At 71.7% G+C, this 18,989-nt stretch carries 15 protein-coding genes; 5 read left to right on the top strand and 10 right to left on the bottom strand.

Going from position 1 to position 18,989, the window contains the following annotated elements:
• Positions 1-11: 11 nt before the first annotated feature.
• The gene (locus OG303_RS32700; protein ID WP_405872926.1) at positions 12-584 is read left to right on the top strand and encodes a two-component system response regulator; all 573 of its coding nucleotides are present in this window, start codon (positions 12-14) and stop codon (positions 582-584) included.
• A gap of 30 nt (positions 585-614) precedes the next feature.
• Here OG303_RS32700 and OG303_RS32695 read toward each other — a convergent pair whose 3' ends face one another.
• Positions 615-2,489, bottom strand: a complete 1,875-nt coding sequence (locus OG303_RS32695; RefSeq protein ID WP_405872924.1) for an AMP-dependent synthetase/ligase — start codon at positions 2,487-2,489, stop codon at positions 615-617.
• A 439-nt stretch (positions 2,490-2,928) separates the two neighbouring features.
• A complete protein-coding gene (gene lepA, locus OG303_RS32690; protein ID WP_405872923.1) occupies positions 2,929-4,797 on the bottom strand; it encodes a translation elongation factor 4 in 1,869 nt (622 codons plus the stop codon).
• A 220-nt stretch (positions 4,798-5,017) separates the two neighbouring features.
• Between lepA and rpsT the strand changes: the two genes are divergently transcribed.
• The gene (gene rpsT / locus OG303_RS32685; RefSeq protein ID WP_030042978.1) at positions 5,018-5,284 is read left to right on the top strand and encodes a 30S ribosomal protein S20; all 267 of its coding nucleotides are present in this window, start codon (positions 5,018-5,020) and stop codon (positions 5,282-5,284) included.
• Between the two features lie 223 nt (positions 5,285-5,507).
• Here the strand turns inward: rpsT and OG303_RS32680 are convergent, their stop codons facing one another.
• The 4 genes from OG303_RS32680 to OG303_RS32665 form a co-directional block, all read right to left on the bottom strand.
• Positions 5,508-6,335, bottom strand: a complete 828-nt coding sequence (locus OG303_RS32680) for a 4'-phosphopantetheinyl transferase family protein (RefSeq protein ID WP_405872921.1) — start codon at positions 6,333-6,335, stop codon at positions 5,508-5,510.
• Positions 6,332-8,104, bottom strand: a complete 1,773-nt coding sequence (locus OG303_RS32675; protein ID WP_405872919.1) for an acyl-CoA dehydrogenase — start codon at positions 8,102-8,104, stop codon at positions 6,332-6,334. Before OG303_RS32675 ends, OG303_RS32680 begins: the two co-directional genes overlap by 4 nt.
• Positions 8,101-9,810, bottom strand: coding sequence for a fatty acyl-AMP ligase (locus tag OG303_RS32670; protein WP_405872918.1), 1,710 nt, complete (start codon positions 9,808-9,810; stop codon positions 8,101-8,103). Before OG303_RS32670 ends, OG303_RS32675 begins: the two co-directional genes overlap by 4 nt.
• Before the next feature lie 106 nt (positions 9,811-9,916).
• A complete protein-coding gene (locus OG303_RS32665; protein ID WP_405872917.1) occupies positions 9,917-10,210 on the bottom strand; it encodes a DUF6059 family protein in 294 nt (97 codons plus the stop codon).
• Positions 10,211-10,451: 241 nt separating this feature from the next.
• Between OG303_RS32665 and OG303_RS32660 the strand changes: the two genes are divergently transcribed.
• Positions 10,452-11,066: a DNA-binding response regulator gene (locus OG303_RS32660; protein ID WP_405872915.1), complete on the top strand. Its 615-nt coding sequence runs from the start codon at positions 10,452-10,454 to the stop codon at positions 11,064-11,066.
• A gap of 74 nt (positions 11,067-11,140) precedes the next feature.
• Here OG303_RS32660 and OG303_RS32655 read toward each other — a convergent pair whose 3' ends face one another.
• From OG303_RS32655 to OG303_RS32640, 4 genes are read right to left on the bottom strand one after another with little or no spacing between them, the layout of a single operon-like run.
• Complete coding sequence (locus OG303_RS32655) at positions 11,141-13,513, bottom strand: sensor histidine kinase (protein WP_405872914.1); 2,373 nt, start codon at positions 13,511-13,513, stop codon at positions 11,141-11,143.
• 51 nt (positions 13,514-13,564) lie between these two features.
• Entirely contained in the window at positions 13,565-14,245 is a 681-nt protein-coding gene (locus OG303_RS32650) for a hypothetical protein (protein WP_405872913.1), read from the bottom strand.
• 51 nt (positions 14,246-14,296) lie between these two features.
• Positions 14,297-16,795 (bottom strand): TOMM precursor leader peptide-binding protein, encoded by a 2,499-nt coding sequence (locus tag OG303_RS32645; protein ID WP_405872912.1) that lies wholly within the window; start codon positions 16,793-16,795, stop codon positions 14,297-14,299.
• Positions 16,795-16,953: a hypothetical protein gene (locus tag OG303_RS32640; protein ID WP_405872910.1), complete on the bottom strand. Its 159-nt coding sequence runs from the start codon at positions 16,951-16,953 to the stop codon at positions 16,795-16,797. The genes OG303_RS32645 and OG303_RS32640 overlap by 1 nt, the downstream gene beginning before the upstream one ends.
• A 290-nt stretch (positions 16,954-17,243) precedes the next feature.
• Between OG303_RS32640 and OG303_RS32635 the strand changes: the two genes are divergently transcribed.
• A complete protein-coding gene (locus OG303_RS32635; RefSeq protein ID WP_405872909.1) occupies positions 17,244-18,062 on the top strand; it encodes a BTAD domain-containing putative transcriptional regulator in 819 nt (272 codons plus the stop codon).
• A 138-nt stretch (positions 18,063-18,200) separates the two neighbouring features.
• Positions 18,201-18,971 carry a cyclase family protein gene (locus tag OG303_RS32630; RefSeq protein ID WP_405872908.1) on the top strand — a complete coding sequence of 257 codons (771 nt, stop codon included), beginning with the start codon at positions 18,201-18,203 and terminating at the stop codon, positions 18,969-18,971.
• The last annotated feature ends 18 nt before the right edge of the window (positions 18,972-18,989 follow it).

Here is an 18,989-nt window from a genome sequence, read left to right as displayed (position 1 = left end):
GCACACTCACCATGAGCGCTGAGGCAACGACTCGCGAGCGCGCCAGCATCCTCCTCGTGGACGACATGGAGGACAACCTGATCGCGCTGGAGGCCGTCCTGGGGTCCCTCAACGAGCCACTGGTACGCGCGCGTTCGGGCGAGGAGGCGATGAAGGCGCTGCTGCGCCAGCACTTCGCCCTCGTACTGCTCGACGTCCGCATGCCGGGCATGGACGGGTTCGAGACAGCCGCGAACATCAAGCGGCTCGACCAGACCAAGGACGTCCCGATCATCTTCCTGACCGGCGCGGAGGACGACTCCGGCTACGCGTTCCGCGGCTACGCCACCGGCGCCGCGGACTACCTGACCAAGCCCTTCGACCCCTGGGTCCTGCGGGCGAAGGTCACCGTCTTCCTCGACCTCCACCGCAAGAACCTGCAACTGGAACGCCTGTTGGCGCAGGAGCAGACGGAGTACGGGGAGGTGACCATGCGGCTGGCGCAACTGGAGGCCGAGCTCGACGGCGACGATCCCCCGGACCTGGAGGCACTGCGCACACAGGTCCGGGAGCTACGTCAACTGGTGAGCAGGGGCCGGCTCTGACGCCCCTTCATCCCCTACGCCTCTTGTCCCCTACGCCTCGCGCGAACCGGCGTACATCTCATCGATGAGGTGCTTGTACTCCCGCTCGACAACCGGCCGCTTCAGCTTCAGGCTCGGCGTGATCTCCCCGTGCTCCACATCGAGATCCCGCGGCAGCAGCCGGAACTTCTTGACGGTCTGCCACCGCTGGAGCCCCGCGTTGAGCTCCTTGACGTACCCCTCGATCAGGGAGACCGTGACCGGCGCGGCCACCACGTCGGCGTACGACTTGCCCTCGAGCCCGTTCTCCTTGGCCCACTCGAGAATGGACGGCTCGTCCAGAGCGATCAGCGCCGTGCAGAAGTTCCGGTCGGCCCCGTGCACCAGGATGTTGGAGACGTACGGGCACACCGCCTTGAACTGGCCCTCGACCTCGGCCGGCGCGATGTACTTGCCGCCGGACGTCTTGATGAGGTCCTTCTTGCGGTCGGTGATGCGCAGGTAGCCGTCCGGGGACAGCTCACCGATGTCACCGGTGTGGAACCAGCCGTCCGACTCCAGCACCTCGGCGGTCTTCTCGGGCAGCCCGTGGTAGCCCTCCATGATGCCCGGGCCGCGCAGCAGGATCTCGCCGTCGTCCGCGATGCGCACCTCCGTGCCGGGCAGCGGCTTGCCGACCGTGCCGGTGCGGTACGCCTCGCCGGGGTTCACGAACGAGGCCGCGGAGGACTCCGTGAGGCCGTAGCCCTCGAGGATGTGGATGCCGGCGCCGGCGAAGAAGTAGCCGATGTCCGGGGCGAGCGCCGCCGAGCCGGAGACGCACGCCCGCAGGTTGCCGCCGAACGCCTCGCGGATCTTGGCGAAGACCAGCGCGTCGGCGACCTTGTGCTTGGCGCCGAGCGCGAAGGGGACGGACGCCGTGCCGGTGCGCCGGAAGTTGTCCTGCGAGGCCTTGGCGTACTCGCGGGCGACCTCGGCGGCCCACTGGAAGATCTTGTACTTGGCGCCGCCGCCGGCCTTCGCCTTGGCCGCGACCCCGTTGTAGACCTTCTCGAAGATGCGCGGGACGGCCGCCATGTACGTCGGCTGCACGATCGGCAGATTCTCGATGATCTTGTCGACGCGGCCGTCGACGGCGGTGACGTGACCGACCTCGATCTGGCCGGAGGTGAGCACCTTGCCGAAGACGTGCGCGAGCGGCAGCCAGAGGTACTGCACGTCCTCGGTGCTGATCAGGCCGGTCGCGGCGATCGCCTTCGCCATGTACGACCAGTTGTCGTGCGGCAGGCGCACACCCTTGGGGCGGCCCGTGGTGCCGGAGGTGTAGATGAGGGTGGCGAGCTGGTCCTTGGTGATCGCGCCGACCCGCTCCCTGATCAGGTCGGGGTCCTTCTCCAGCCGGGCGGCGCCCCGGGCCTCCAGCTCGGTGAGGGTGAGGACCCAGTCGCTGGTCTCGACCCCGGCCGGGTCGATCACGACGACATGCGTGAGCTCGGGCAGATCGGCGCGCTTCTCAACCGCCTTGGCGAGCTGGGCCGCGTCCTCCGCGATCAGCACCCGGCTCTCGGAGTCGGAGAGGATGAACGCCGACTCGTCGGCGTTGGTCTGCGGGTAGATCGTGGTCGTGGCGGCCCCGGCGCACATGATGCCGAGGTCGGCGAGGAGCCACTCGACCCGGGTGGAGGCGGCGAGCGCGACGCGCTGCTCGGGCTGCACACCCAGTTCGATCAGACCGGCGGCGATCGAGTAGACCCGCTCGGCGGCCTGCGCCCAGCTCAGCGCCTTCCAGTCGTCGGGGCCCTCACCGGAGGCGGGCGCCACCGGGTAGCGGTATGCCTCGGCATCCGGTGTGGCGGCAACGCGCTCCAGGAAGAGGGCCGCCACGCTCGGCGGACGGTTCTCGATCAGTGTCTGTGTGTCGCTCACGACATCCTCCGGGGCCCGCGGCAGCGCGGCTGGCTCAGTGCGGCTGGTTTCTACCCGCGAGGCGTTGTTTAACTCGCGAGTAACTATCGAGCAGGGATCAGAGTAAGGCGCGACCGGCCCCTACGTAAGAGGCGACGGTCTGCGATCTTGCGAATCCCCGGATTCTTCACCTTCGGACCGGCTACGCTGCGTCTAGTGCGTCGCGAGAGCCAAGCACGCGCTACTCCTTGACACTTGCTGTCAACCGGGCTGGTTCCAACCCGGCTGGTGCTGATCGCGTAAGACCCGACCGCTCGTCGAGTGGCCGAGCAGCGTGAGCCAGGAATCCCCCGGCTTCGGCCGGAGGAGGGTTCAATTCGTACAGAGAGCGACCGCTCCCGCACCAAGGGCCCGCCGCACTTCGCGACGGGCCCTCGTTGTATCCCGTTGTTACCCGTGGTTACTTCTTGCCCTTGCCCGACCCCGCGCTGTCATCACTGGAGAGCACGGCGATGAAGGCCTCCTGGGGAACCTCCACGGAACCCACCATCTTCATTCGCTTCTTGCCCTCCTTCTGCTTCTCCAGGAGCTTGCGCTTGCGGGAGATGTCGCCGCCGTAGCACTTGGCGAGGACGTCCTTGCGGATGGCGCGGATGGTCTCGCGGGCGATCACCCGGGAGCCGATGGCGGCCTGGATCGGCACCTCGAAGGCCTGTCGCGGGATGAGCTCACGCAGCTTGGCGACGAGCCGCACCCCGTACGCGTACGCCGCGTCCTTGTGCGTGACCGCCGAGAAGGCGTCCACCTTGTCGCCGTGCAGCAGGATGTCGACCTTGACCAGGCTGGAGGCCTGCTCGCCGGTGGGCTCGTAGTCCAGGGAGGCGTAACCGCGCGTCTTGGACTTCAGCTGGTCGAAGAAGTCGAAGACGATCTCCGCGAGCGGGAGGGTGTAGCGGATCTCGACCCGGTCCTCGGAGAGGTAGTCCATGCCCAGCAGGGTGCCGCGCCGGGTCTGGCACAGCTCCATGATCGAGCCGATGAACTCGGAGGGCGCGAGGATCGTGGCGCGTACGACGGGCTCGTACACGTCGTCGATCTTCCCCTCGGGGAACTCGCTCGGGTTGGTGACCGTGTGCTCGGAGCCGTCCTCCATGACCACGCGGTAGACCACGTTGGGCGCGGTGGCGATGAGGTCGAGGCCGAACTCGCGCTCCAGCCGCTCACGGATCACGTCGAGGTGCAGCAGGCCCAGGAAGCCGACGCGGAAGCCGAAGCCGAGGGCGGCGGAGGTCTCCGGCTCGTACACCAGCGCGGCGTCGTTGAGCTGAAGCTTGTCGAGGGCATCGCGCAGCTCGGGGTAGTCGGAGCCGTCCAGCGGATACAGACCCGAGAAGACCATCGGCTTCGGGTCCTTGTAACCGCCGAGAGCCTCGGTGGCGCCCTTGTGCAGGGTGGTGATCGTGTCACCGACCTTGGACTGGCGGACGTCCTTCACACCGGTGATGAGGTAGCCGACCTCACCGACGCCGAGGCCGTCGGCCGACTTCATCTCGGGCGCCGAGACACCGATCTCCAGCAGCTCGTGCGTCGCGCCGGTGGACATCATCCGGATCCGCTCACGCTTGTTGAGCTGGCCGTCGATGACTCGTACGTACGTCACGACGCCGCGGTAGGAGTCGTAGACGGAGTCGAAGATCATCGCGCGCGCGGGCGCGTCGGCGACACCGACCGGGGCCGGGATCTCGGCGACCACCTTGTCGAGAAGCGCCTCGACACCCAGGCCCGTCTTGGCGGAGACCTTGAGGACGTCCTCGGGGTCGCAACCGATCAGGTTGGCGAGCTCCTCGGAGAACTTCTCCGGCTGGGCGGCGGGCAGGTCGATCTTGTTCAGTACAGGAATGATCTTGAGGTCGTTCTCCATCGCCAGGTAGAGGTTGGCGAGGGTCTGGGCCTCGATGCCCTGGGCGGCGTCGACGAGGAGGACGGTGCCTTCGCAGGCGGCGAGCGACCGCGAGACCTCGTACGTGAAGTCGACGTGCCCCGGGGTGTCGATCATGTTGAGGATGTGCGTGTTGCCGGGCTCGTGGGTCGGAGCCCAGGGCAGGCGCACCGCCTGGGACTTGATCGTGATGCCGCGCTCGCGCTCGATGTCCATCCGGTCGAGGTACTGAGCACGCATCTGCCGCTGCTCGACGACGCCGGTCAGCTGGAGCATCCGGTCGGCGAGCGTGGACTTGCCGTGGTCGATGTGCGCGATGATGCAGAAATTGCGAATCAGAGCCGGGGCGGTACGGCTCGGCTCGGGCACATTGTTAGGGGTCGCGGGCACGCAGGGTCCTGTCTCTTGAGGCGCCTTGTGCCTCGGGTCGGATCGATACGTAGGCTCCATGGTCCCACGGGCGGCGACCGGGAACCGTTTTGGGCGGTCGGCGGTGCCACTGGTAGCCTGGGTGGCTGTGCCTCATGCCCTCTCAGCGCGAGGCACTCTCCAGAAATTCACCGGTGCGGGTCCCCTGCGGCCCCGTGCCAGAACCTGAAAAGGCTCATTCGTGGCGAACATCAAGTCCCAGATCAAGCGGATCAAGACCAACGAGAAGGCCCGGCTGCGCAACAAGGCCGTCAAGTCCTCCCTGAAGACCGCGATCCGCAAGGCCCGCGAGGCCGCTGCCGCGGGTGACGCCGAGAAGGCCACCGAGTACCAGCGCGCTGCCGCGCGTCAGCTCGACAAGGCCGTCTCGAAGGGCGTCATCCACAAGAACCAGGCCGCCAACAAGAAGTCGGCGCTTGCTTCCAAGGTCGCTTCCCTCAAGGGCTGAACCTCTCTCTGATCTGACCGGTCCCACGGGACCGACCGGTCCTACGGGACCGAACCGCCGGAAGGACCCAGAGCGGGCCCTCTCTCATCCGCTCCCGACCGGCACCTCAAGGATCCGCGCGCGGCCTGCGTTCGCCACGCGGGCGCGGATCCGGCAGCTTGAACCGAAGGCCCCGCCACCGTCCCCTTCCCCAGGGGTACGAGGCGGGGCCTTCGTCGTGCGGTCAGCGGGCGGCGCGGCCCATCAGGTCGACGACCTCCCCGAGGAAGCCCTCGTCGAGCATGGTGGAGACCGCGGTGTCGCCGTCGTCGCCGTGGCCCGCGTCGTGGCAGGCGACGCCCACCAGGTGGCCGCCGGGCAGTTCGAAGGTGGCGAAGGACCACTCGCCGTGCGAGGCGGGGGCGCCCTGCGGGGTGAGCAGGGTGGAGTGGTCCGCGTCGAAGCCGAACTGGGTGAAGCCCATCCGCATGCCCTGCCCGAGCGCCTTGGTGTAGGCCTCCTTCAGGACCCAGGTGTTCACGAGGTCGTGCTGCTGCGCGTCCGGGGGCAGGGTGGCGAGGCGGCGGCGCTCGTCCGGGGTGCACAGGTGCCGCTGGACCGCCGAGTACTGGATGCGGCGGTCGGCCCGCTCGGTGTCGACGCCGATCCGGCCGCGCCGGCTCAGGCCCACCACCAGCAGGTCGCCGGTGTGGCTGAGGCTCACCTCGATCTGGTCGCAGCCGCGCAGATACGGTCGGCCGCCCGCCTTGGAGGCGAGTTCCACGGCGTCCGGCGGGGTCTGCAGGGCGGCACCCGCCGTGTATTTGAGGAGCAGGCGGGAGGCGGCGAAGCGGTCGCGGGCCTGGGGGTCGGTCAGGGCGTGCAGTCGCTGCCAGTCGCGGGTGCCGAGCAGCGGGCGCAGCCGGGGGTCGGCGAGGGTGGCGGGCAGCCAGTCGTGCCAGGACGCGTGGACGACGACGTGGCCGTGCCAGGCCATCGACTGCCTGACCCGGCTCCAGGGGCTGTCCGGTCCGGGCATGAGGAGGGGTGGGGCTACGGCGGGACTGTTCACGGGGTACCTGCTTCCGCCAGGGGTGCGTCGTGGAGATCGAAACCGCGGCCGGCCCGGAAGCGTGCCAGCAGTTCCTCCGTGACGCGGTCGACGCAGTCCGCGGGGAGGGGCGGCAGGGTGAGGCCGAGGCGGCGGCCCAGCCGGTGCAGGGCGAGGACGAGCCAGGCGGGGTCGGCGAGGAAACCGTCGGCGCGCTGCTCCCAGGTGGCGAGGGCGGCGCCGGCCGCGCAGAGCACGGCGTGCCGGTCGGCGAGCGCGGGCATGACGGGGCTGGTGAGCGCCGCCCGGTCGCCGGGTTCCAGGGCGCGGCAGCTGCCGCGCAGGTCGAGCAGGCAGTCGCGGAAAGCGACGGCCGTCGCGCGAAGGACTTCGCCGTACGGGCCCGGGGCGCCGTTCTCGGCGAGGCGGGCGGTGGAGGCGCTGAGGGCGGCGGCCAGGAAGTCGCCGCCGCCGGCGACCTGGAGGGCGCCGAGGTCCAGGGCGGGTATCTGCGCCTCGGGGCGGAACAGCGCGGGCGGGGGCTCTGCCTCCGTGCCCCAGGAGGTGCGGGCCAGCAGGGGCAGTTGGGGGATCACGACGGCCTGGCAGGAGGCGGTGCCGGCGTGACCGAGGCCGGCGGCGGGCAGGTCGCGCAGCAGTTTGGAGAGCATGCCCTGGTCGGTGTCGCGGCTGTAGCCGCCGGCGCCGAGCACGGTGGCCAGCTCCTCCAGGTCGTCGCGGAGCAGGTCCGGTACGAGGTACTTGAGCCCGGCGGCTGCGAGGTGGGCGCTGGCGGGCAGCAGGGAGAGGGCGCGCGCCACGGCGGTGGCGCAGCTGTCGCCGGCCAGGAGGTCCGCGAACACCCCTGCCAGGACGCCGCGTTGGCGGCGGCCGAGGGTGCCGGTGGCGAGCGCCGCGCGTACGGCGGAGCGCAGCACCGTGTCCACGGAGGCGATCACCGCGCCGGTGATGAGGGTGCGGTTGAGCTGGAAGGTGCGCAGGGCGAGGCGTACGCCGGTGCCCTCCGCGCCGACCAGGGTGTCGCCCGGCACCCGGCAGTCCTCGAACTCGTAGCCGGCGAAACGGCAGCCACGCATGCCGGTGGTGGGGCGCCGGGTGAGCAACCGGAGCCCGGCGCCGCGGAGTTGACCGGGGTCGAGCAGGAACACCGAGTGGGCGGCGGAGCCGGGGGCCGGGTCGGTGCGGACGTAGGCGACGATCGCGCCCGCCCGCTCGGCGTTGATGACGACGTCCTTGCGGCCGCGCAGCAGATGTCCGTCGCCGTACGGCATCGCCTCCACCTCGCCGCGGAGCATCGCGGTGCCGTGCGCGAGGGAACGGTGGACGATGGCGGCCCGCCCGCCGGAGCCGAGCAGCCGGGCCACGGAGGCCTGCTGACTCGGCGAACCGGCGGCGAAGACGGGCGCGGCGGCGAACAACGAGGTGATGCCGTACCCGAACCCGAGCGCGACGTCGCGCCGAAAGACCGGCCGCAACATGCGCACCAGCCCGTCGGCGTCACACAGCCGCCCACCCAGCCCGACCGGCACCAACTCGCCCCCGAACCCCTCTCCGTCGAGCAACTCCTCGGCCTCCGCGAGCAGTTCGCAACCGTCATCGGCGGACAGCAGGGCACGGAAGCCGAGGGGGTTGGCGGGGTCACCGGGGTCACCGAGACGGCGTTCCAGGCGGGCGGCTCGGTGGTGGATGTCGGTGGGGGGTGGGGTGTTGGGATCGGGCGGGGTGGTCGGGGTCATGGTGGGTTCGGGGGCCAGGTGTGGTGGGGTCATGGGCTCGGGTCTTCTTTTGTCGCCTGGGCGTACAGGGGGTGCAGTTCGCCTCTGAGGTACATGTCGCGCATCAGGGAGCGGCGTACCTTGCCGCTGGTGGTGCGGCGTACCGTGCCGGGGCGGACCAGGAGGACTCGGCCCGGTTCGGCGCCGAACTCGCCGTGCAGGCAGCCGCGCACCCGGTCGGCCAGGTCGGCCAGTTGGCGGGGGTTCCAGCCGGTGCCGTGGACCTCCTGGATGGCCACGATCTGCTCCCGCTCGGCGGGCGCGGAGAGCACCACCGCCGAGCCGAACGGGGCGCCGCAGCGGGCCAGTTGGCGTTCGGCCTCCTGTGGGTGCAGGGTGCGGCCGTCGACCAGGAGGGCGTCCTTGATGCGGCCGGTGACGTACAACTCGCCGTCGAGCAGGGCGCCGAGGTCGCCGGTGCGCAGAAAGCCTCGTTGGCCGCAGGCCGTTGCGGCGCCGAAGGCCGCGGTCTCCGTGGGCCGGCGCCAGTAGCCGGCGGCGACGGTCTCGCCGCGGACCCAGATCTCCCCCACCGAACCGTCCGGCAGCACCGCCGAGTTCGCCGGGTCGACGATGCGTACGGTGACCGAGGCGGGGCGTCCACTGCCGACGACCGTGCGCACCGGGCGGCCCGGGACCGGCGGGTTGAGCGCGCCTCGCTCCAGGTCCTCGGCGCCGACGGTGGCCCTCGTCGCGGGACCCGAACCGCCGACGCTGACCAGCAGGGTCGCCTCGGCGAGCCCGTAGCCGGTGACCAGGGCCTCGGGGCGCAGGCCCGCGGCGGCGAAGCGGTTCGTGAATGCGGCCTGGGTGACGGCGGAGACGGGTTCGGAGGCGTTGACGGCGAGGTTCAGCCGGCCGAGGTCGAGTGCCGCGAGGTCGGCGTCCGTGACGGCGGCCAGGCAGCGGGCGTACGCCGAGTCGGGGGCGGCGGTGACGGTGACGCCGTGCCGTGCGACCTCGTGCAGCCAGCGCAACGGGTCGGCGGCGAACAGCTGTTGGGGCATGAGGACGGCGGTGGCGCCGAGCCACAGCGGGTGCAGCAGCTGGCCGACCAGGCCCAGGTCGTGGTGGAGCGGCAGCCAGCCGCCGATGCGGTCGGTGCGGTCGGTGCGCAGGGCCCGGCGCAGGCTCTCCATGGTGGCGAGCAGATTGGCATGGGTGATGCGGACGCCCCGCGGGGTGGCGGTGCTGCCCGAGGTGTACTGGATCAGGGCGGTGTCGGCGGCTTCGGCCGCGGGCGGTCGCCGGTCGGCCGTACCGGAGGGCAGGTTGTCCACGGCGAGCGTCACCACCGCCGAGCGGCCGGCGCCGGCGAGGCGGCGGGAGAACTCGGGGGCGTGCGCGGAGTGGGTGAGCAGCAGTGTGGCGTCGGTGTCCGCGGCGATGGCGGCGGTGCGCTCGGCGGACGCACGGGAGGCGTCCGGCGGCGGTACGGGGACCGCGACGGCACCGGCGTACAGGCAGCCGAGCAGGGCCGCCACCGTGTCCGGTCCGCTGTCGGTGACGACCAGGACCGGGGCGCCCGCGACCCGGCGGCCGTCCAGTGCGGCGGCCACGGCGCGGGCCCGGGCGTCGAGTTCGCGATAGGTGCGGCCGGTGGGCCGGCCCGCCTCGTCCAGGCAGAGCAGAGCGGTGTCCTGGGCACTCGCGGCGAACCGTTGTGCCAGAGCATGTGTGAAGCTCCTCGCTGGTGTCATCCCTCTGCTCCCCCTGCGTCGGCACGGATGTCTGTCCACCCCACTCTCCGCGCCGGTACTAAACGGACGCTTGAAGATCAACTGTGCTGGTCACCTCCGGGATCGCTCACCTACGGAATCCGGGCGCCCCGTCGAGCAGGTCGTGCAGCAGCGCCAGCTCCTGCGAGCTGAGCGGTTCGTCGGGGCGCAGTCGTTCCGGGTGGCCGGGCGGCGGGCCGTCCGCGTCGGCGGCGACCATCAGCCGGAAGCCGTCGTCGAGGCCGCGGAGTCTGGCCCGGGTGCCGTCCGCGGCCGTGAGGTACAGGTCGACGCCGCCGTAGATCATGAGGGCCTCGCCCACCGGGCGCAGCCAGCGGCCGAGCCGGCGGCGCCAGTGGCCGGGACGCTTCCGTCGTGCCATGTCAGAGCACACCTTTCAAGCCGCGCGGTCCATTCATCTCGGTCGCCTCTCCCTTCGCCTCCGGCCGTGCGGCGGCCGGGCGGCAGGGAGGATGAGAGGGCAGGCTGGAGGATTGCTGGATCTTGGGTGGAGGAGCCGCGAACATGGGTGTCGCACCGGGTCGGGTTCAGGCCATCAGCTTTGGCCACGACTTACGGCATACTTGGCCGAGACTGACTCAACTGAGGCTCGGGGGGCCTAAGTGGTACGAGTTCTGATTGCCGAAGACATGCACATGTTGCGCAAGGCACTGGTCTCACTGATCCAGCTGGAATCGGGCCTGGAGATCGTGGCGGAGCTGTCGTCCGGCTCGGACATCGTGCCGACCGCTCTCGCCCTGCGACCGGATGTGGCCGTTCTCGACATCGACCTGCCCGGCACCGACGGCATCACGGCCGCGGCCGCGCTGCACACCTCGGTGCCGGAGTGCCGCACCCTGATCCTCACCAGCCTCGGCCGGCCCGGGAACCTGCGGCGGGCGCTGGCCGCCCATGTCTCCGGCTTCCTGCCGAAGGACTCCGACCCGGACGCGCTGTGCGAGGCGATCCGCAAGGTCGCCGCGGGTGAGCGCGTCATCGACCCCGAACTCGCCCTCGCCACCCTGGACTCCGGGCCGTCGCCGCTCACCGACCGGGAGCGGGAGGTGCTGCAACTGGCGGCGGAGGGCCACGAGCCGTCGCACATCGCCTCCCGGCTCCACCTCTCCTCCGGCACGGTGCGCAACTATCTGACGTCGGCCGTCAGCAAGCTCAACGCCCGCAACAGGCTGGACGCGATCCGCATAGCCCGCGAGGCGGGCTGGCTGCAGGCGCTGTAGGCGCCCGGCACTGGAGCGCCCTCGGAACGGGGCCCCGCGGAGGGCGCCGGGGTCGACCGGCGCCCTCCTCGTGTCTAACCCACCGGCTCCAGCGTGACCTCTGCCGCCAGTTCGAACCAGCCGTCGGTGCGGGCTCCCGCCGTGAGGTGGCCGCCGACCGCCGTCACGCGCGTCGACAGGTTGCCGATGCCGCTGCCGCCCCCGCGGGAGTCGAGCACGGGCTTTCCGGGGCCGTCCACCCCGTCGTTGACCAGGGAGAGCCGTACCGCGCCCGCCACCCGCTCGGCGGTGATCCGGCACTGTCTGGCCTGGCTGTGCCGCAGCACGTTGGTCAGGCCCTCGCGGAGCAGGGTCGCCAGGACCGTGTCCACGTCGCAGGGGAGTTCGCCGCAGTCGAGGCGGACCTGCGCCCGGATGCCGACACCGCCCAGCATGGCGGTAGCGTTCTCGGCCTCCCTGCTCAGGCTCATGCGGTGGTTGCCGCCCGCCACGATCCGCACGTCGGCCAGCGCCTGCCGGGCTATCTGCAGCACCTCGGTCAGTTCGGCCTGGGCCCGTACCGGCTTCACCGGCGCGAGCCTGCGCACCAGTTCGCACTTGAGGGTGATCGCGGAGAGGCTGAAGCCCAGCAGGTCGTGCAGGTCGCGGGCGAAGCGGAGCCGTTCGTTGATCACGGCGAGGCGGGCGATCTCGGCGCGGGACCAGTGCAGTTCGGAGGCGAGCTGGGCCATGCGGGACAGTCCGAAGACCACGAGGGCGCAGATCACGTCGTACGCGGACTCGTAGACGACGTCCTGTACGGCGGTGCCCACGGCGTACAGCGCGACGTTGCTGCTGATGATGACGCCGGCGCAGACCGGCCAGGCGGCGGCCGTGGGCAGCACCAGCAGGGCGGAGCCGGCGAGGAAGCCGGGCACGCCCACCCAGTACTGGCCGAACAGCAGGAACGGCACGAACTGGAAGACCGTCTGCAGACCCAGCGCGACGTACTGCGGCAGTCCGGTCCACCGGGCGGACCAGGGCAGCCGCCAGTGGAACGACTGGGCCAGCTGGAGGCCGAGCAGGGCCAGGAGGCAGAGCTCCGCGCCCACCATCTCGGGGGCGCCCGCCTCGTAGGAGAGCGTGACCACCGTGAGGACGAGGAAGTAGCCGGCGAGGACCGCGAGGGTGATCGCGGCGGCGGCCAGGGGCACCATGTCCGCGTGGCCGGCCTCGCGTGTCGCGGCCGGCGGGGCGTCGGGTTCCTGCACGTCGTGCCGGGCCAGGCGGGAGCGCCGCTCCGGCGCGGCCGGCTCGCTCAGCGGCAGCACGGCGTCGAGGCGGAACCAGCCGTCGTCGCCGGGGGCGTGCGCGAGCGAACCGCCGAGCACCGAGATCCGGCGCTGCAGTGCGACGAGTCCGCCGTCGGGGACCGAGCGCGCGGCGCGTGCCGTGCGGCCGACCCCGTCGTTGGCGAGGCTGAGCCGCACGGAGCAGCCCTCCTGCTCGGCCCTGATGACGCACTGCTCGGCCTTGCTGTGCCGGAGCATGTTGGTCAGTCCCTCGCGCAGCGCGGCGGCGAGGGCGCTGTCCACGGGGCCCGGCAACTGCCCGCAGTCGTAGTGCAGATGGGTGCGGATGCCGGCCGCGGCCAGCATGGAGACGGCCGCGTCGGCTTCGCCGGACAGCGACATCTCGCGGTAGCCCCGGCTGACCGAGCGGACGTCGGCGAGGGCCTTGCGGGAGGTGTCGAGTATCTCGGTGAGCTCCCGCTCCGCCTTGGACGGCGCGTCAGCGATGAGGCGGTAGGCCAGTTCACACTTGAGGGAGACCGCCGAGAGGCTGAAGCCGAGCACGTCGTGCAGGTCGCGGGCGAAGCGCAGCCGCTCACCGGCCACCGCGAGCCGGGACAGTTCGGCGCGCGAGCGGTGCAGCTGCACGATCATGTCGGACATCCGGGACAGGCCGATCACGATCAGCGGGATCAGCACGGCCTCGACGGCGGCGTACGCGAAGCCGGCCCAGTCGGTCCTGAAGTGGTAGAAGACCGCCGACTCCCCGACCGCGCCCAGCGCGAACAGCAGCCAGCCGGTCACCGCGGGGAACACCAGCACCGCGGAGGCCGTGAGGAAGGCGGTCATCCCGCCCCACGCCACCCCGAACACCGTGAGCGGCAGATAGGCGAGCAGGCCCTGCAGGCCCCAGGACGCGTATCTGAGCCGGGTCATGGCCGGAAAGAGCCGCGGGAAGGAGTGCCCGAGTTGCAGCACCAGGATCGCGGCGAAGCCGAGCAGCGCGCCGGCGAGCTCCCAGGCGGGCGGGTGTTCGGCCCAGACGTACGAGCCGTCGATGACGAAGAAGCCGACGAGGACGACCGCCGTGATGGCCACCGCTTTGCGCGGTGGTAGTTCCTGACTGCCGGCCGGGACGGGTTCCCCGCCCGCACGGCCGACTGTGATTGTGCTCAAAATTCCCCCATGGTTCACGGTGCTCGGTCAAAGCACGTTCCCGGCCCGGAATCATAAAGAATCATCGTCCCTGATCAGTAGCACTTGTGCAGTCCTCGTAGCTCCGCCACCGGGTGCGGCGCCTTCGGCGAGCAGTCCGGCGGCGGCCGCGTAGCAGCGTGCGGCGCGTGCGACGGCGGGCGGGGGGTGTGCCCGGGCGGCGCCGCCGTCGCGGCCGCGCAGCCGGTCCAGGAGGCGGTCGGCCTCGGGGCCGTGCAGTTCGAGGCGGTGCTGCAGGCGCCGGGAGTGCAGGACCGTGGTGCGCCCGTCGCGCCGTATGACGACGTCGTTGCGCAGGTGTGCTCCGGGGCCCGGTTCGGCGGGCGTCGGGTGGAAGCCGGCCTCGGGTGCCACGGGCACCACACTCAGGCAGAGGGCCGCGCCGGCCGCCAGGTGCCGTACGACGACGTCCTGGTGTGCGCCGAGGAAGGCGAGGAGTTCCCGGGACGCGTCGTCCCAGTGCTCCTCGGGCACCTCGTAGCCGGGGAAGCCGGGGACCACGTTGGCGAGGGAGACGGGGCCGAGCAGCATCCGGCGCAGTGCCTCTCGGACGGCGGGGGTGGGCCGCGGGACGAAGCGTCGGCCCCACGGCGTGCGCAGCAGGGCGCCGTCGCCGTCGAACCGGACCGTGACGTCCTCGCGCAGCGACCACAGCTCCGAGAGTTCGGGGGCCGCGAGCCGGTCGATGCGCATGAGGGTCCTTCCGGGGATGGGTGTGGGGGGAGCGGGTGGAGACAACTGCCGCTACAGGAACAGCGGTACGGGGTTGAGGTCGTCGTACGGGGTCGGTCTGGCGAGTCTGCCCAGTTTCACCGGTACGTCGAACAGCCGGCCCGGGGCGAAGCGTGCCCAGTGCGGGCGCAGGCCCGGCACCACGACGCGGACCACCGGGAGGCCGACGTCGGGTCTGCTCTGGTCGAGGACGAGCAGCTCCATGCCGTGTGCGCGCAGCAGGTCGACGGCCGCCTCGATGTCGTCGCGCAGGTCGTCGCGGGGTGTGTACGGGTGGGTGTGCGGCCCGGTGGGGGTCGAGCCGTCGGGGAGCAGGTAGGGGTGGGCGGCCGTGGTGGCCGTGCGCAGCCAGTGGCCGACGTCCGGGTCGTCGGCGGCGGAGCCGCGGTCGGCGACGCCCTCGACGACGTGCGGCATCATCTGGTTGAGCTCGGTCAGGGCGCGGCGCAGGGCGACGCGTACGTCGAAGTGGGCGCCGAAGCCGAACATGATCTCCTCGCTCTCGCCGGGGGCCCGGTCGGTGCGCCGGGAGACCGCCGCCAGTACGGGGATGCCGAGGTCGGCGGTGAGGTCGAGGACCCACACCTCGCGGTCCAACGAGGCGTGCACGCGGCGCAGTTCGGTGGTCCAGGGGTCGTCGAAGGCGTCCAGGTCGACGGCGGGGTGGTGGGTGCGGTTGTACCACCACAGGGCGAGCGCGTCACGTTCGACGAGTTCGAGGAAGCCCTGCAGCACGGCGTCCTCCAGGGTGCCGCCGGCCGCCGTGCCGTTGGAGTTGGCGAGGCAGCACACGTGGCCGGGGGGCTGCGGGACGCCGTAGTACAGGAGCGAGGTGGGCAGCAGCTTCTGGCGGTTCTCGGTCAGCGACCACAGGGGGGTCCAGCCGGTCTCGGCGTCCTCGTCGAAGGGGTCGCCGACGTACTGGAAGGAGCTGTGGCCGGCGTTCCAGGCGGCCCGGCCAGTGAACTGGCGCGGGTCGTAGAGCTGCACGGCGTCCGGGTGCACGGCGGCCGGGGCGAGTTCGCGGTAGCTGCCGGTCACGACCGACTCGCCGCCCTCGTAGTGGCCGCAGTGCCGTTCGAGGGCCTCGGCGAACGCGCCGACCTCGGCCTGCAGGGCGGTGGTGCCCTTGCCGCCGCAGCTGCTGCGCAGGCCGGCCCGCAGGGCGCCGAGGCCGTGGCCGGCCGCCGGGTTGGTGCCGGCGCAGTAGGAGTGGAAGAACTCGGGGCCGCGGGCGTCGCGGCGGATCTCCCGGACCAGGCCGGTCACCGGGTCGATGTGGTGGCCGAAGCGCTCCAGCAACTGGCGTGGGGTGAGGCTGCGGTGGCCGCCGCCCTCGGTGTCGTGCTTGATGCGGGAGCGCAGCTCCACGGGGGCCTGCACCTGGGCGGCCGTCATGCCGGGTTCGCCGCAGGTGGGGCACTGGGGGCGGCGGCGTACGGGGTGCAGTCCGGCGGTGAGCGCGAGGCCGTCGAGCGTGCGCAGGGCGAGCTGGCTCGGGTGACGGAAGCCGGAGAGCCACTTGGTGGCCTCCAGGGCGGCCGTCTGGAGGGCGGCGAGGCGGGCGGCGCGCAGCGCGCAGGAGGGGCGCGGCACGGGGCCGGAGCGGCCCAGCATGCGCTGGACGTGCGCCTCCACCGGCCGTGTACGCCACAGCCGTTCGGCCAGACAGGCCCAGCACGGCCCGTCCGGGTCCCCGAGGAACGGCCCCACCCACTGCTCGGTCCCCTCGGTCCGCACCGGCAGCCAACGCCGCCCGGCGGCCCGGTGCTCGGCGTCGACGACGGCGAGGGCGGGATCGAGGTAGTCGTCACAGGCGACGATGGTGAGGGCGCCGCCGGGGGCCTGCGGGTCCGCCGTCGACGCGGCACACGTCTCCGCGCCGCACGCCTGCACACCGCCCGGCCGCACGGCCGGTGTCTGCGCGCCACGCGCCTCGGCACCGTCCGCGCCGGCGGCCCGCGTCTGCGAACCACCGGACCGCGCACCGTCCGTACGCGCGCCCCGCTTCCCCGCACAACACCCCTGCAGGCCATCCGCCCCGACCCCTCGCGTCTCCGCGTCGGGATCCAGCACCGTCAAGCCCACTGCCCGCAACGCGGCGGCCAGTTCGCGGGCGTCGGTGTTGCCTACCGAGAGGGCGCGTACCGTGCCGGTTCCGCGGCCCTCCGCCGCCGCGGAACCGTTGAGGCCGGCTGCCTCCCAGTAGGCCTGCTCGGCCTCCTCCTCCGGTGCCGCCGCGTGGTCGCGGGCGGCCAGCAGGCCGGCACCGTCGAGGCGGTCCACCAGGTGGGCGGTCTGGACGGCCGGGAGGGTGTCCGCGGCGTCGCGAGCGATCCGGTCCAGGGGCCGGGTGCCGTCCAGGAGCGGGGCCAGGCGGGCGATCTGCTCGCCGTGCAGGGCGGTCACCCGCTGGTCGGAGATCAGGTACACCGCTTCACCGGGCACCTGCTCGACCCGCAGGTGCGGCTTGAACCCCAGCAGCGGGGCGGCGCTCTCGGCAGCGCCCATCAGGCGCGGTGGGCCACGACGTCGGCGGAGGCCGGCAGCTGCGTCACACCGCAGATGTGCGTCATCAGCGGAGCCTGCTGAGCGGTGGCGTTCCGCCCGAACTCCTCGATCACCAGGTCGTCCTGGCCAACCGTCGCGACAAAAGTGTTCAGCTGCATGGCAATCCATCCCTTGGTCAGTGGGCTGACGTTGATGGGGGGTCCCCCGTGGCACTCGCTGTTCGGTCGTGCCGACATGGAGAACCCTGCCGCCGGAACCCGCCCCTCCCCAGTGCCACGGTCACGGGATGCACATGAAACTTTCACACCCGTCGCCGGGACAGCCGCATGCCCGGTTCAGGAGGACGGCACTGGCCGGAAACACCGCCCGATGAGAGCTTCTGAGGGTGTTGCAGCCGGGCCCGATACGACGGGGAGGTCCGGCGGATCCAACCCCGGAGGAACCCACGATGGAGATCAAGGTGCTCGGCCCACTCATGGCCGAAACGGGTGGCTCATCGATCGTCCCCAGCGCCGGCAAGCCCCGGCAGATCCTGGCCCTGCTGTCCGTGTACGCGAACCAGGTCGTGCCCGTACCGACGCTGATGGAGGAGATCTGGGGCGGCGACATGCCCCGCAGCGCGCTGACCACGCTGCAGACCTACATCCTCCAGCTGCGCCGCCTGATCGGGAAGGCGCTCGGACCCGACAGCCCGTACGGCGCCCGGGACGTGCTCGCCACACGGCACGGCGGGTACCTGCTGGAGGTGCAGCCCGGCTCGGTGGACGTGCACGAGTACGACCGGCTGGTGGCGACCGCCCGGGCCGAGGCCGACCGCGGCGACGACACCACGGCGGCCGCCCTGTACCGGGACGCGCTCGGCATGTGGCGCGGACCGGCCCTGGTGGACGTACGCCTCGGCCCGCTCCTGGAGATCGAGCTGGTGCGTCTCGAGGAGAGCCGTCTGGAGGTGCTCGAGCAGCGCATCGACTGCGACCTGCGGCTCGGCCGGCACATGCAACTGCTCGCCGAACTCACCTCTTTGACGGCCCGTCACCCGCTGCACGAGGGGCTGCACGCCCAGTGCATGGTGGCGCTGTACCGCTCGGGGCGGCAGTGGCAGGCGCTGGACGTCTACCAGAACCTGCGCCGCGGCCTCGCCGAGGAGCTGGGCCTCGACCCTTCGGTGCGGCTGCAGCACCTGCACCACGCGGTGCTCGCCGGGGACCCTTCCCTGGACTCGGCGACCTCCACGGGGCGCCGGACGCTCGACCTGTTCGCAGCCTGAACCCGTACGTCCACGCACGCGCCGGACCCCGCCCCTGCCGAGGGGGGCGGGGTCCGGCGCGTGCGGTGCTCGATCGGGGCTCTAGCGGGCGGTCGCACGGTGCCCCGCAACTCTTCTGTCGAACCTGGGGGGATCACCTTGCGAGTCATCGACCTGTCGTCCGCCGTGGACGCGGCCGGGTGGGAACCGGACCCGATCGTCCACGAGATCATGACGCCCGCCGAGGGTGCCCGGCACATGGCGGCGGAGATGAAGGAACACTTCGGCCTCGACTTCGACCCCGCCGACCTGCCCGGCGGTGAACTGCTCTCACTGGACACGCTCACCCTGACCAGCCACACCGGCACCCATGTGGACGCGCCCTCGCACTACGGCTCGGTCGGCGACTACGGCCGGCCGCGCAACATCGACGAGATGCCGCTCGACTGGTTCCTGCGCCCGGCGGTGGTGCTGGACGTCTCCGACGTCGGCACCGGTGTCATCGGGGTGGAGCGGATCGAGAAGGCGATCGCCAACGCCGGGTACGAGCCGCGGCCGCTCGACATCGTGCTGCTGCACACCGGCGCCTCCCAACACGCCGGTACACCGCGGTACTTCACCGACTTCGCCGGGCTCGACGGCCCGGCCACCGACCACCTCCTCGACCTCGGGGTCCGCGTCATCGGCACCGACGCCTGGAGTCTGGACGCCCCCTTCGGGCACATGATCCGCGCCTACCAGGAGACCGGTGACCGCTCGGTGCTGTGGCCGGCCCACTTCGCCGGACGGCGCCGGGAGTACTGCCAGGTGGAGCGGCTCGCGCAGCTCGACACCCTGCCCGCGCACGGCTTCCAGGTGTCCTGCTTCCCCGTGAAGATCGCCGGTGCGGGAGCGGGCTGGACCCGGGCCGTGGCCCTGATCGAGGAATGAGACTCCGTACGAGTACGG

Source organism: Streptomyces sp. NBC_00005, assembly GCF_045160215.1.
Taxonomy (GTDB): Bacteria; Actinomycetota; Actinomycetes; order Streptomycetales; family Streptomycetaceae; genus Streptomyces.
Note: the sequence above shows the minus strand (reverse complement) of the source record. Positions and strands in the feature narration are given on the sequence as shown.

Bases quoted from the DNA above. Each gene is read 5' to 3' on its own strand.
- OG303_RS32700 (WP_405872926.1), top strand. From the start codon at position 12: ATGAGCGCTGAGGCAACGACTCGCGAGCGCGCCAGCATCCTCCTCGTG.
- OG303_RS32675 (WP_405872919.1), bottom strand. From the start codon at position 8,104: ATGACCCCACCACACCTGGCCCCCGAACCCACCATGACCCCGACCACC.
- OG303_RS32670 (WP_405872918.1), bottom strand. From the start codon at position 9,810: ATGACACCAGCGAGGAGCTTCACACATGCTCTGGCACAACGGTTCGCC.
- OG303_RS32665 (WP_405872917.1), bottom strand. From the start codon at position 10,210: ATGGCACGACGGAAGCGTCCCGGCCACTGGCGCCGCCGGCTCGGCCGC.
- OG303_RS32650 (WP_405872913.1), bottom strand. From the start codon at position 14,245: ATGCGCATCGACCGGCTCGCGGCCCCCGAACTCTCGGAGCTGTGGTCG.
- OG303_RS32645 (WP_405872912.1), bottom strand. From the start codon at position 16,795: ATGGGCGCTGCCGAGAGCGCCGCCCCGCTGCTGGGGTTCAAGCCGCAC.
- OG303_RS32640 (WP_405872910.1), bottom strand. From the start codon at position 16,953: ATGCAGCTGAACACTTTTGTCGCGACGGTTGGCCAGGACGACCTGGTG.
- OG303_RS32635 (WP_405872909.1), top strand. From the start codon at position 17,244: ATGGAGATCAAGGTGCTCGGCCCACTCATGGCCGAAACGGGTGGCTCA.